At 72.3% G+C, this 12,576-nt stretch carries 11 protein-coding genes; 7 read left to right on the forward strand and 4 right to left on the reverse strand.

What is annotated here, in order from left to right; genetic code table 11:
- The first annotated feature begins 188 nt into the window (after positions 1 to 188).
- The 3 genes from C1I95_RS26390 (at position 189) to C1I95_RS26400 (ending at position 4,091) form a co-directional block, all read left to right on the forward strand.
- Positions 189 to 1,709 (forward strand): phosphatidate cytidylyltransferase, encoded by a 1,521-nt coding sequence (locus C1I95_RS26390; RefSeq protein ID WP_111217730.1) that lies wholly within the window; start codon positions 189 to 191, stop codon positions 1,707 to 1,709.
- Positions 1,710 to 1,813: 104 nt separating this feature from the next.
- Positions 1,814 to 2,965: a dual-specificity RNA methyltransferase RlmN gene (gene rlmN, locus C1I95_RS26395; RefSeq protein ID WP_111217732.1), complete on the forward strand. Its 1,152-nt coding sequence runs from the start codon at positions 1,814 to 1,816 to the stop codon at positions 2,963 to 2,965.
- Between the two features lie 31 nt (positions 2,966 to 2,996).
- Complete coding sequence (locus tag C1I95_RS26400; RefSeq protein WP_111217734.1) at positions 2,997 to 4,091, forward strand: DivIVA domain-containing protein; 1,095 nt, start codon at positions 2,997 to 2,999, stop codon at positions 4,089 to 4,091.
- A gap of 63 nt (positions 4,092 to 4,154) precedes the next feature.
- On the opposite strand, the gene C1I95_RS26405 is transcribed toward C1I95_RS26400, so the two are convergent.
- On the reverse strand, positions 4,155 to 4,376 hold the full coding sequence (locus tag C1I95_RS26405) for a DUF2631 domain-containing protein (RefSeq protein WP_111217736.1): 222 nt from the start codon (positions 4,374 to 4,376) through the stop codon (positions 4,155 to 4,157).
- Between the two features lie 227 nt (positions 4,377 to 4,603).
- Here C1I95_RS26405 and C1I95_RS26410 point away from each other — a divergent pair, with 227 nt between their 5' ends.
- Positions 4,604 to 6,187 carry a Rieske 2Fe-2S domain-containing protein gene (locus C1I95_RS26410; protein ID WP_111217738.1) on the forward strand — a complete coding sequence of 528 codons (1,584 nt, stop codon included), beginning with the start codon at positions 4,604 to 4,606 and terminating at the stop codon, positions 6,185 to 6,187.
- Between the two features lie 158 nt (positions 6,188 to 6,345).
- Here C1I95_RS26410 and C1I95_RS26415 read toward each other — a convergent pair whose 3' ends face one another.
- Entirely contained in the window at positions 6,346 to 7,026 is a 681-nt protein-coding gene (locus tag C1I95_RS26415; RefSeq protein WP_111217740.1) for a hypothetical protein, read from the reverse strand.
- Between the two features lie 57 nt (positions 7,027 to 7,083).
- Complete coding sequence (locus C1I95_RS26420) at positions 7,084 to 7,449, reverse strand: hypothetical protein (protein ID WP_199523919.1); 366 nt, start codon at positions 7,447 to 7,449, stop codon at positions 7,084 to 7,086.
- Positions 7,450 to 7,584: 135 nt separating this feature from the next.
- Here C1I95_RS26420 and C1I95_RS26425 point away from each other — a divergent pair, with 135 nt between their 5' ends.
- Together C1I95_RS26425 and C1I95_RS26430 are read left to right on the forward strand one after the other, a co-directional pair.
- On the forward strand, positions 7,585 to 9,576 hold the full coding sequence (locus C1I95_RS26425; RefSeq protein WP_146605852.1) for a sensor histidine kinase: 1,992 nt from the start codon (positions 7,585 to 7,587) through the stop codon (positions 9,574 to 9,576).
- Positions 9,564 to 10,220 (forward strand): response regulator transcription factor, encoded by a 657-nt coding sequence (locus C1I95_RS26430; protein WP_111217746.1) that lies wholly within the window; start codon positions 9,564 to 9,566, stop codon positions 10,218 to 10,220. The genes C1I95_RS26425 and C1I95_RS26430 overlap by 13 nt, the downstream gene beginning before the upstream one ends.
- A 73-nt stretch (positions 10,221 to 10,293) precedes the next feature.
- On the opposite strand, the gene C1I95_RS26435 is transcribed toward C1I95_RS26430, so the two are convergent.
- Positions 10,294 to 11,889 (reverse strand): phytoene desaturase family protein, encoded by a 1,596-nt coding sequence (locus C1I95_RS26435; RefSeq protein ID WP_111217748.1) that lies wholly within the window; start codon positions 11,887 to 11,889, stop codon positions 10,294 to 10,296.
- Between the two features lie 139 nt (positions 11,890 to 12,028).
- On the opposite strand from C1I95_RS26435, the gene C1I95_RS26440 reads away from it, so the two are divergent.
- Positions 12,029 to 12,574, forward strand: coding sequence for a GNAT family N-acetyltransferase (locus C1I95_RS26440; RefSeq protein WP_111217750.1), 546 nt, complete (start codon positions 12,029 to 12,031; stop codon positions 12,572 to 12,574).
- Positions 12,575 to 12,576 lie beyond the last annotated feature (2 nt).

A 12,576-nucleotide genomic window follows, 5' to 3' on the forward strand; every position in this document is an offset into this window, starting at 1 on the left:
GTACTGGTACGTCCTATCGGGCGGGCGGGTGCAGTAGGCTCGGCACGATTCCCGGCGACCCGGCGATGAACGGTGGGGATCGGCCAGCCGACGGGCCGGCAAATCAGACGGAGCGCCTCGCGCGGGTAGGGGATGGTAGTGGCTGTGCGTCAAGTGGTGGATCTCGTACCGCTCTCGTCTGGTGCGTGATGTCCCACCTCGACCCCTACGGTGGCGCCGAGGCCCGCGGCTGGGACCGCTCGGACCGGCCCACCCCGCTGCCCTGGCCGGACCCGGACGTCGAGCCCGGCCGATGGGCCCGGGACTCGCACCCCGGCCCTGAGCTGCACGCCGAGCCGCGTAGCCACCTTCGGCCGCCGGCCGACCGCCCGTACGACCGACACCCGGAGGACCGGGGCGGCCCGCCCGACGCCGGGTTCGGCGGCCGACGCGGCCCGTACGACGACCGAGACCTGCCTGATCCGTACGACGACCGGGACCTGCGTGGCCCGTACGACGAACGGCAACCGCGTGGTCCGTACGACCGCGACCGGGACCGGGACCTGTATGGTCCGCCCGACCGCGACCGCGACCGCGACCGCGACCGGGAACCGCACGAGCCGTACGAGCCGTACGACGACGACCGGGACCGGCGTGGCCCCTACGACGGTGGTCGGGACCGCTTCCCGGCCGGGGCGAACGGGCGCCGCGACCTGGACCACGAGGACGCTCCCACGGCGCAGCTGGCGCCGGTGCGGGTTGGCGACGGCCGGGACCACGACGACGCGCCGACCACCCAGCTGGCCCCGGTACCGGCGCAGGAGACCGCGGAGCCCGACGCCGAGGCTTCGACGGGCCGCCGCCACCGTGGCCGGCGGCGGGCGGGTGCCGGTCGGCCGGCCAGCCAGCAGACGGCGGGCCGGGGCGGGCGGAACCTGCCGGCGGCCATCTCGGTCGGTGTGGGCCTGGGCGCGGCGGTTCTGCTGCCACTGTTCCTCTACCCCCCGGCGTTCCTGCTGGTGATCGTCGCGGCCTTCGGCGTGGGCATCTGGGAGATGTCCCGGGCGGTGCGCCGCGGCGGTGCCGAGGTGCCGCTGGTGCCGCTGATCGCGGGTGGGGTGCTCACCGTCACCCTGGCCTGGTTCGCCGGCCTGGACGCGCTCATGCTGGGCCTGCTGGTCACCGTCGCGGGCGCGCTGGTCTGGCGGCTCGGCGACGGCCTGGCCGGTTTCCGGCGGGACATGACCGCCGCCGCCCTGATCGCGGTGTACGTACCCTTCCTCGGCGGCTTCGCCGCCCTGCTCGCGGCGTCCCCGGATGGAGACCTGCGGGTGCTGGTGACCCTGGTCGCCGTGGTGCTCTCCGACACCGGCGGGTACGCGGCCGGCGCCAACTTCGGCAAGCATCCGATGGCGCCGACGATCAGCCCGAAGAAGTCCTGGGAGGGCCTCGCCGGCTCGGTCAGCGCCGCGGCGCTGGGCAGCGCCGTCCTGCTCTGGCTGCTGTTCGACGTGGCTCCCTGGTGGGGCGCCGTGTTCGGAGTGGCGGTCTCGGCCGCGGCGGTCCTCGGCGACCTCGCCGAATCCATGATCAAGCGGGATCTCGGCGTGAAGGACATGAGTAACCTGCTGCCCGGGCACGGCGGACTGATGGATCGGCTCGACTCGGTCCTGTTCGCCGTACCGACCGGTTACCTGCTGCTCGTGGTCTTCGTACCGGCGGTGAATTGAGGCATGGATCACGCCGGCGCATCCGGGTCGCGGAGGCGGCCAGAGCGGATCCGCCACCTCCGGACGGATGCGTTCCGAGCCGGGCGTGCCAGACTGGACGGGCCATGACGAGCCTGCCCATGATCCCGGTCGACCCGGACGCGCCCGGCGCGCGCCGGGCGGCAATGCCCCCGCAGCACCTCGCCGACCTTGACTTGGCCGGCCGGAAAGCCCTGGTCACCGGGCTCGGAGAGCCGGCGTTCCGGGCCCGGCAGGTCTCCACCCACTACTTCGGCCGACTGGTGCGCGACCCGGCGCAGATGACCGACCTGCCGGCGGCGTCCCGGGAGCGCCTGGCCGACCAGCTGCTGCCCCGGCTGCTCACCCCGGTACGCGAACTGGCCTGCGACGACGGCGCGACCCGCAAGGCGCTCTGGCGGCTGCACGACGGGTCGCTGGTGGAGAGCGTGTTGATGGGCTACCCGGACCGGGTCACCGTCTGCATCTCCAGCCAGGCCGGTTGCGGGATGGCGTGCCCGTTCTGCGCGACCGGCCAGGCCGGTCTGACCCGCAACCTCTCCACCGCGGAGATCGTCGACCAGGCGGTCTACCTGGCCGGCGTGGCGGCCTCCGGTGCGGTGTCGGGGTCGCCGCCGAGGCTGTCACACGTGGTCTTCATGGGCATGGGGGAGCCGCTGGCGAACTACAACCGGGTGATCGCCGCGATCCGTCGGCTGGTCGCACCGGCCCCGGAGGGCCTCGGTCTGTCCCAGCGACACATCACCGTGTCCACGGTCGGGCTGGTGCCGGCCATCCACCGACTGGCCAGCGAAGACCTCTCGGTGACTCTTGCGTTGTCGCTGCACGCCCCCGATGATGAGCTGCGCGACGAACTCGTGCCGGTCAACCAGCGCTGGAAGGTGTCCGAGGTGCTGGACGCAGCCTGGGCCTACGTGGCTCGCACGGGACGTCGTGTGTCGATCGAATACGCGATGATCAAGGACGTGAACGACCAGCCGTGGCGAGCCGATCTGCTCGGGCGGCTACTGGCCGGCAAGCTGGCCCACGTGAACTTGATTCCGCTCAACCCGACTCCGGGCAGCCGCTGGGACGCGAGCCCGAAGCCGGTCGAGCGGGAGTTCGTCCGGCGGTTGCGCGACGCCGGGGTGTCCACCACCGTGCGGGACACCCGAGGTCGCGAGATCGACGGAGCGTGTGGGCAGCTGGCCGCCGCGGAGGACAGTGGCACCGACCCGGTCGGGGAGATGACGGCGTGACCGGGCGTGGCGATCGAGACCAGGAGACATAGTGGCGAGTCAGGGTCAGCGTTTCCGGCGTAAGGCGCTCCGCCGGGGATACAAGGTTGACGAGGTGGACGCCTTCCTGGACCGGGTCGAGGCGACCCTCGCGGGTCAGCCGGTCGGTGCCCCGGTGGCCTCGCAGGAGGTCCACGACGTCGTCTTCCGGGTTCGCTTCAACGGCTACGACGAGTGGCAGGTCGACCTGCACCTCGACCGGGTCGAGCGGCAGCTGGCCGAGCTGGAGGAGCGCAGCGCCGGCCGCGCCGGCGGCGACTCCCGGATGGGTCCGCCGGACCGGAGCGGCCCGCCGATGCGCGACGACCGTGGCATGTCTCCGGTGCCGCAGCCGCCGATGCCGCCCCGGCCGATGCCGGCGCAGGCCGGCCCGCCCTACGGCCGCTACGACGAGCCGACCGGCGCCTTCGCCGGTGGGTACGACGCCCCCCGGGGCGGGTACGACGCGCCGCGTGGTCCCGGCGGACCGATGGGTCCGCCCGGTGGCCCGATGGGCCACGGCGGCCCACCGCCGCGGGGCCTGCCCGCCGGTCCGGGCGGCTACGGGCCTCCGGATGGGCCGGGTGGCTACGGGCCTCCGGATGGGCCGGGCGGCTACGGACCCCCGGACGAGCAGCGCTTCGACGGCTTCGAGGCGGGCCGGCGCGGTCGCGCCGACATGACCGCGGAGATGCGGGCCCTGCCGGACCGGGACCCGCGTCGCGGCCCGGCCGGGCCGCCTGGCATGCCGCAGCAGGCGCTCGGTGGGCCGTCGATGGGCGGTCCCCCGCCGATGGCGGGACCGCCGGCAATGGCCGGGCCGTCGATGGGCGGCCCGCCGATGGCCGGTCCGCCCGGCAGCGACCTCTACCGGGTGGACCAGATCCGGCGCAGCTTCCAGGTCCGCCGGTTCGGCAGTGGGTACGACCCCGACCAGGTGGACCGGTTCTTCGAGAGCCTGCTCGGCGGGATGGCCGGGCGTAACCAGATGCCGGTGAACCCGAAGGATCTGGACACGCTGCGCTTCGGGCTGGTGCAGGGTGGTTACTTCGAGGCCGAGGTCGACGCCGCGCTGAAGAACGTCCAGGACATCCTCTTCGGCCGCTGAGACACCACGACGACGACGAGGGCCCGCTCCCTGGGTGGGGGGCGGGCCCTCGCGCGTGTCAGATCAGGAGCGCAGGCCGTTGCGGCGCAGCACCACGTCGCCGACCACGATGAGCAGCAGGAGCGCGGCCAGGCCGATCAGCCAGATGTCCTCGACCCTGCCCTCGTGGTTGCCGCAGAGCATTGCCAGCAGCACGAGCGCGGTGAGTACCGCACCGATCCGCCCGGCCTTCCGGTGCCCGGGCTTGTGCTGGTCTGGCGAAGTTACCGGCTCGCTTCCCGCCACTGTCGGTCCTTCCTCGCGTTCGGATCTCCGGCTAGTCTGGCACGCCCCCCGCGCGGGGACCTGCGGCGGGGCGGACCTGCCCGGCCGGGCAGGGCCCACCGACCCGGGACCTTCGGCCCGTCCTGGCGGGGCGGGCGGGTATGGCGGCGTCGCGGGGCGTAGACCAGACTGCCTCCGGTAGCGTTCTGAGGTACGCCTTTGTCTGTCTTTTCTGAGGGGGAACTGCGGTGCGAGTGACCGGTACCGGGCACGCGAGCATGCGGATCGACACTGCCGCGGGCAGCATCCTGTGCGACCCGTGGGTCAACCCGGCCTACTTCGCCTCCTGGTTCCCGTTCCCCGACAACTCCCAGCTCGACTGGGAGACCCTCGGCGACGTCGACTATCTGTACGTCTCCCACCTGCACCGGGACCACTTCGACGCGGCCCACCTCAAGCGGCACGTGTCGAAGAAGGCGACCGTGCTGCTGCCCGAGTTCCCCACCTCGGAGATGGAGGACGAGTTCCGCGAGCTGGGCTTCACGAAGTTCCTGAAGACCCGCAACGAGGAGATCATCGAGCTGGACGGTGGCCTCAAGGTCATGATCCAGGCGCTGACCAGCCCGACCGACGGCCCGATCGGCGACTCCTCGCTCTGGGTGGAGTACGACGGGGTCCGGCTGCTCAACCAGAACGACGCCCGCCCGACCGACCTGAGCGTCTTCGCCGAGCTGGGCCACGTGCACGCGCACATGCTGCAGTTCTCCGGCGCGATCTGGTATCCGATGGTCTACGAGCTGCCGCAGGCGGCGAAGACCGCGTTCGGCAAGCAGAAGCGGGACCGTCAGTTCGACCGCACCTGGCGCTACATCGACGACCTGAAGGCCGACCACGTCTTCCCGATCGCCGGCCCGCCCTGCTTCCTCGACGAGGAGCTGTGGCAGTTCAACGACATCTTCGACGACGAGGGGAACATCTTCCCCGACCAGTCGGTCTTCCTGGCCGAGTACGCCAAGGTCGGCGGCAGCAACGGCATCGTGCTGCTGCCGGGCAGCGTCGCGGAGGTCACCACGGAGGGGGCGACCACCACCCACCCGCAGCCGATCGAGGAGTTCTTCGCCAACAAGGCCGCCCACCTTGCGGAGATGCGCGAGCGCAAGCGGCCGATCATCGAGGCGGAGAAGGCGTCCTGGCGGCACCCCGAGGTCGACGTGCTCAAGGAGATGAAGCGGCGGATCGAGCCGCTGCTGGACGAGTCGATCTACCTGGCCAAGGGGGTGGGGGGCCCGGTCCGGTTCGACCTGGTCGGCTACGACGGGGAGAGCATCGAGTCGATCGTGGTGGACTTCCCGGGCAAGCAGGTGCGGCCGTACGCGGACGAGAAGGTGCGCTACCGGTTCCGTACCGAGCGGGCGTTGGTGGAGCACCTGCTGCACATCGGTGAGGTGGACTGGGTCAACTCGCTCTTCCTGTCCTGCCGGTTCTCTGCCGCCCGGATCGGGCAGTACAACGAGTTCGTGTACGCCTTCTTCAAGTGCCTCTCCACCGAGCGCCTCCAGTACGCGGAGGGCTGGTACGACGAGCACGAGCGGGCCGTCGACGCCGAGGACATCACCCTGGGCGACTGGGTGGTGCAGCGGCGCTGCCCGCACCTGAAGGCGGACCTGAGCCGGTTCGGCATCGTCGACGGCGACCAGCTCACCTGCCAGCTGCACGGCTGGCGGTTCGACATGCCCAGCGGCCGGTGCCTGACCAGTGTCGGTCACAAGGTCCGGGCGCACCGCGTCGGCGAGGAAGCCCCGGCCCCGGCGATCGCCCAGCCGACCGACTGACCACGTCACCCACGTCGCCCGACTCGCGCAAGGCGAGCCGCGGCGCGGATGCCGAGGTGCGCCGACGCCGCCCCGCCGGAGCCACGCCGACGCACCTCGCCGTCCCCCTCGTTCGGTGAGTCGCGCCGGCGGGGCAGGGCCGGGGCCAGGAGGTCGGGTCAGTTCGGTGCCGGTCTGCTTAGCAGCGTGCGGCCCACCACGGCCAGGGCGACGGCCTGGCTCACGGCCCCCGCGACCTCGAACCACTCGGTCCCGGCGATCAGGCCGGTGATGTGCAGCGGCGCCCAGGCACCCAGCGCGACGGCGACCCAGGGGGCCACCGTGCGGCTGCGCCACAGCGCCACGGCGAGCAGTACGGTGCCGACCAGGTTTCCGAGGACGAACAGCAGGAACACCCACAACATCGACGGGTCGGACTGCCCTTCGTCGAGCACCGCGGCGAAGTCGGCCGTCGGGCCGCCGTGGCGCGCCATCGCGATCGTGACGAAGCTGCTGGAGGCGATGGCGAAGTAGCAGATGTAGCCGGCGGCGGTGAGCGCTGCCGCGCTGCCGACGAGCCGGCGACTGCGGTCGCCGACCAGCCGCTGCACGCCGAGGACGGCGGGCACCATGAGCAGGCTGGCCACCATCGCGGCGAGGGCGGAGAGCCGGGTCAGTCCGGGATGCCCGGCGGCGAGCGCCAGCGCCCCGGCTCCGTCGGCGTCGCTGCCGCCATTGCGGGTGGCCCAGGCGTACGCGCCGTTGGCGACGACGAACCCCCAGGGCGCGGTGAAGAGCGCCGCGGCCAGCGCGGTCGCGCGGCGTGGCGTCGTCGCCGGTTCGGTTGCGGTGTCCAACATGACTACTCCAATTCGAACGGCCCGACCGGGGCCGGTGGGGTCGGTGAGGTGGTGCCGCTAGGCCGGCACGGCGACGGGGCGGGCGCGGAGCGCGGGAGCCACCAGGGCGACACAGAGCAGGGTGAGGACGATCCCGACCCCGGCCATGACCTTCGCCTCCGACGGTGCCGTGGCGACGAAGAACGCGGGCACCGCGGTCAGCGCGGAGAGCAACCGGGTGACGATGATGGTGACCGCCCCGGCGCGGGTTCGATTCGGCCAGCCGAGTCCGACGCCGACGATGGTGCCGAGGCCGAGGACGGCACCGGTCACCACCACGGCGACGGGCGGCCCGTCGGTGCCGAGCAGTGGCGAGACGAGGTCGGCGAGGCCGAGCAGGCCGGACAGGACCAGACCGACGGTGAGCGACATTGACCGTTTCATGTGTTCCTCCGGACGCGGTACGACATTGGGGACAGCGTCCTGGTCACGGCCGAGGACCGGATCGGTGTCAGCGCCCGGACAAGTTCCGTGCTGGCACGTATTCGTGCGGCGGCCCGCCGCCGCTACCGTGATGCCGTGTACGGAAAGCGGCTGGTGGCGTACCTTGCCGCGGCGACGGTGCTGGTAGCCGCCGGGTTCGGGGTCTACCTCGCGGTGATCGCCGGGGATGCGTCGGCGACCACGGAGTTGACGGTCGGCGTGCTGCTGGGCCTGTCGTCCGTTCTCCTCGGCCTGGCGGTCGCGACCCGCCGCCCGGGCAACGTCGTCGGTCTGCTGCTCGTGTTCACCGGCGCCGTCGTCGTCGGGGTCGTCGTCAACGACCTGTACCCGGCTGCGGTGGCCGTCGACCCGCGCCTGCCGGTGTCCGGTGGCTACGTCGATCTCGTCAGTGGCGTCTGGATGCTGCTGTACGTGCCGCCGGCCCTGCTGTTCCTGCTCGTGCCCGAAGGCCGGCTGCCGGGACGGCGTTGGCGGTGGGTCGTCGTCGGTCTGCTGGTGGTGCCGCCGCTGTTTATTCTCACGGCCGCCTTCGACCCGACGCCGGCGCCCCAGTTTCCCGGCATACCGAAGGCGTTTCGCGCGCCCGCCGCGGCCCTCGACGTGATCGCGCTGGTCAGCGTGGCGTTGCTGCCGATCTTTCTCGGTCTGCTCGTCGCGTCGCTCGTGTCGATCGTCGTCCGCTACCGCCGCACCAGCAGCGCGGTCGAGCGCGCCCAGCTGAAGTGGTTCGTGCTGGGGGCGAGCTTCCTCCCGCTCACGCTGCTGCTGTGCTGGGCCAGCTACCTGGTGTTCGACCGGCCCGAGCTGGGGCTCGTCGGACTGATCGCGACCTATCTGGCGATTCCAGCGTCGACCACCATCGCGCTGCTCAAGCACGACCTCTACGACGTCGACCGGGCGTTGAGCGCCACGGCGACCTACGGCCTGGTGACGGCGATCCTGCTGGCCTTCTACACGGTCGCGTCGTTCGTGGTCGGCCTCGGTGCGGGTCGCGGCTCGCCGGCCGCGGCGGCGGCCGCGACGGCGGTCTGTGCCGCCGCGCTCGCGCCGATGCGCAACCGACTGCAACGCTTCGTCGACCACCGGCTCTACCCGGCCCGGCAGGCGGCACTCGCCGCGATCGAGGACCTGCGCCGGCGGACCGATGTGGGTAGCGCCCGGCCCGAGCAGTTGGAGAGGGTGCTGCGTACCGCGCTCCGCGATCCGAGCCTGCGGGTCGGCTACCGGCTGCCCGGATCGGCCACGATGCTCGACACGGCAGGCCATCCGGTCGAGCCGGCCCGGGATCGACCCGGCCGGTCGGCTGCCGTGCGGTTGGGTGACACCGACATCGGCATCGTCGTGGCCGACGGTGCGGCGAGTCGGGAACTGCTCCGTGAGGTGGCCTCGGCGAGTTCGTTGCTGGTCGAGGTCGTGCGGCTGCGCGCGGAACTGGCCTCGGCGCTGAGTGCGGTGCGGGGAAGCCGGGCCCGGCTGCTGGCCGCGGGGTACGAGGAGCGGCGCAGGATCGAGCGGGATCTGCACGACGGCGCCCAGCAACGACTGGTCACCCTCGGCATGCGGCTCCGGCTGGCGCAACGCCATCTCGACGACGGCACGGTCGACGTCGACGGCCTGCTCGACCAGTCGGTGGCCGAACTGGGCAACGCCATCGTGGAGCTGCGCCAGATCGCGCACGGGCTGCGGCCGAGCAGCCTCGACGACGGGCTCGACCACGCGCTCGGCGCGATGGTGAGTCAGCTACCGGTTCCGGTGACGCTGGACCTGCGGGCGGCCGACGCGATCCCCGAGGACCTGGCGACGACGGCGTACTACGTGGTCACCGAGGCGGTGACGAATGCCGTCAAACACGCGCAGCCAACGGCGATCGACGTCAGCGTGGGGCGCGACGCGGAACAGCTGACCGTCCGGGTACGGGACGACGGAGCCGGCGGAGCGGTCGTCCGGCCCGGGTCCGGCCTGGGTGGTCTCGCCGACCGGGTCGCCGCGGCCGGCGGCTGGCTGCGGATCGCCAGCCCGGTCGGCGGGGGCACGGCGGTGGAGGCGGTGCTGCCGTGCGAATCGTGATCGGCGAGGACTCCGCGCTCTTCCGGGAAGGGCTGGCCCGGCTGCTGTCCGACGCGGGGCACGAGGTGGTGGCGAAGGCCCATGACGCCCCGTCCCTGCTGCACGAGGTGGAGCGGACGCAGCCCGATCTGGCGGTGATCGACATCCGGATGCCTCCGGACCGTACCGATGACGGCGCCCGCGCAGCTCGGCAGATCCGACTGGCCCAGCCCCGGTGCGCTATCGTCCTGCTCTCCCAGCACATCGAGAGCCGGCACTCGGTCGAACTCGTCGCGCACGGTGGGTTCGGCTACCTCCTCAAGGACCGGGTCCTCGACGTCGACGACTTCCTCGACGCGGTACGGAGGATCGGTGCCGGCGGCTCCGCCCTCGATCCGGAGGTGGTGCGCAGGCTCGTCGGCGGCCAGCGGAGCGACCGGCTGCTCGCCTCGCTCACCAGCCGGGAACGCGACGTGCTGGCGCTCATGGCCGAGGGGCTGACCAACATCGGCATCGCTCGCCGGCTCTGGCTCGCCGACCGGACGGTGGAGGCGCACGTCAGCTCGATCATGAGCAAGCTCGGACTGCCCACAACGGACGAGGGTCACCGCCGGGTACTGGCAGTCCTCGCGTACCTCAACCACGCGCCGCCGCCCAGCGGGTAGGCGTGCGTCAAGAGGGGGCCCTTTTACTACTCCAGGCGTTAATAAGGTGCCCTTCCTTACACCTCAGCACACCTCAGCGGCCGAGGTCGGCGAGGATGCGTTGGGCGGCGTTGTGGCCGGCGGCGCCGATCACGCTGCCGGCCGGGTGACAGCCCGCGCTGCCCGCGTACACCCCGTCGACCCCGGTGGCGTACGGCATCCGGTCGGCGAACGAGACGGTGTTGTCGACGTGGTGGATGTGCCCGCCGGTGATGCCGAAGTGGGCCTCGATCCCGGGCGGGGGCAGCGGCACCGCGTCGGCGATCAGGTCGCCGGTGCCCGGGGCGTACCGTTCGCAGATCTCGACCAGCTTGTCGACGTACCCGGGCAGCGCCTCCGCCCAGGTGGTGCCGGCCAGCTCGTACGGCACCGACTGGACGAACAGCGCCGACGAGTGGTGCCCGGCCGGGTCGGCCAGCGACGGGTCGACGGTGGTGTGCAGATACCACTCGATGGTCGGCTCCGCCGGCAGCCGCCCGGCCTGCACGTCGGCCCACATGGCACGCAGCGCTGCCATCGGCGACTCGCCCCCGCCACCGGCCAGCGACGCCGAGCCGGGCAGCAGGTGGATGGTCGAGCCGAACGGGCTCGGCGCGCCCTCGGGCAGGCAGGAGAAGCGGGGCAGGCCGCGCAGCGCCAGGTTGAGCTTGAGGGTGGTGCCGGTGCGCCGGACCGCCGCCATCCGCTCGGCCAGCGTGGTCGGCAGCGCGCCGTCGGGCAGCAGCCCCATCAGCCGGTACGGGTCGCAGGCGCCGAGCACCACGGATGCCCCGATTTCCCGGCCGTCGGCGAGCACCACCCCGCTGGCCGCGTCGCCGTCCAGGGTGATCGCGGTGACGGATGCGCCGGTGACGATCCGGGCGCCGGAGGCGCGGGCCGCGTCGGCGAAGGTGCGCGACACCGTACCCATGCCGCCCTCGGCGATCATCCAGGTGCCGCCCGAGCCGGGCAGCCGGCACATGTTGTGCACCAGGAAGTTGTGCCCGGTGCCGGGGTCGTCCGGGCCGGCGTTGAGACCGGACAGGCCGTCGGTGACCGCGTACATGCTGACCAGCAGTTCGGAGCGGAAGTCGAAGCGGGCCAGGTAGTCGGCGACCGAGCCGCGTACCAGGTCCACGAAGACCGTTTGCAGCTCCGGCCGGACGTAGCGCGCGGCGGTCTCCTCCACCGGCAGCGGCTCGGTCAGCCAGGCCGGCGCGAGGTCCTCGCGCAGCGCGGCCAGCTCGGCCTGCAACGCGTCGTCGGCGGCCACGTCGGCGGGGGAGAAGAACTCGGCGAGCTGCTTGCGGGTGGCTGCGGTGTCGGTGCCGAACAGCAGGTACGGCGAGCCCGCACCGCCCGGGGTGGGCAGGAAGTAGTGCGGGTCGCGGCGCAGCACCGGGATGCGTACGTCGAGGGTGGCCAGCAGCTCCGGGGGCATCAGCCCGAGCAGGTACGACCCGGTGGAGTGACGCAGCTCGGGCACCTTGGGGAAGGGGTTCTCGGTGCGGGTGGCCCCGCCGATCACGTCGGCGGCCTCCAGCACCAGCACGTCCAGCCCCGCGCGGGCCAGCAGGATCGCCGACACCAACCCGTTGTGCCCCGACCCGACGATCACCACGTCGGCCCGGCCAGGAACCTCACCCGTCATCCCCGCACCCTAACGCCTCCCACCACCACACCCGCCGTCGATCATGAAGTTGACGGAGTTTTCGATCTCCGAATGCCCCGTCAACTTCATGATCAACGCTGTCCCGGTGGGGTGAGGGTGGGGTTTAGGGTCGGTGGGCATGAGCGTTGAGACGACCGAGCGGCTGGTGCTGCGCGAGTGGACGGACACGCCGGGCGATCTGGCCCGGATCTACGACATCTACTCGCGCGACGAGGTGATGCGCTGGCTGGGCGGGGGAGCGGGGCGGCTCACCGACCCCGACCAGGCCGCCGAGCGGGTGGTCGCCTGGCGGGACCGGTACGCCCCGTACGCCGGCCGGTACGGCCTCTGGGCGATCGAGGTGGCCGGTACCGGGGTCGTGGCGGGCAGCGTGCTGCTCAAGCCGCTGCCCGGCGCCGACGGCAGTACGCCGACCGAGGACATCGAGGTCGGCTGGCACCTGCACCCCGACTCCTGGGGCCACGGCTACGCCACCGAGGCGGCCCGGGCCGTGCTGGCGCGTGAGTTCGCCACCGGCAGCCGGCAGGTCTACGCCGTGGTGACACCGGGTAACGAGCGGTCGATGGCGGTCTGCCGTCGGCTCGGCATGACCCACATCGGGCGCCGCACCGACTGGTACGGCGGCACCGAGGTGGAAACCTTCCTCCTGCCCGCCCCCGCGTAGCC

Source organism: Micromonospora craterilacus (assembly GCF_003236315.1).
In the GTDB taxonomy this organism is placed as follows: domain Bacteria; phylum Actinomycetota; class Actinomycetes; order Mycobacteriales; family Micromonosporaceae; genus Micromonospora; species Micromonospora craterilacus.

Excerpts from the sequence above, each read along its gene's own strand:
- C1I95_RS26390 (WP_111217730.1), top strand. The coding sequence starts at position 189 with ATGTCCCACCTCGACCCCTACGGTGGCGCCGAGGCCCGCGGCTGGGAC.
- rlmN (WP_111217732.1), top strand. The coding sequence starts at position 1,814 with ATGACGAGCCTGCCCATGATCCCGGTCGACCCGGACGCGCCCGGCGCG.
- C1I95_RS26415 (WP_111217740.1), bottom strand. The coding sequence starts at position 7,026 with ATGTTGGACACCGCAACCGAACCGGCGACGACGCCACGCCGCGCGACC.
- C1I95_RS26420 (WP_199523919.1), bottom strand. The coding sequence starts at position 7,449 with ATGAAACGGTCAATGTCGCTCACCGTCGGTCTGGTCCTGTCCGGCCTG.
- C1I95_RS26435 (WP_111217748.1), bottom strand. The coding sequence starts at position 11,889 with ATGACGGGTGAGGTTCCTGGCCGGGCCGACGTGGTGATCGTCGGGTCG.
- C1I95_RS26440 (WP_111217750.1), top strand. The coding sequence starts at position 12,029 with ATGAGCGTTGAGACGACCGAGCGGCTGGTGCTGCGCGAGTGGACGGAC.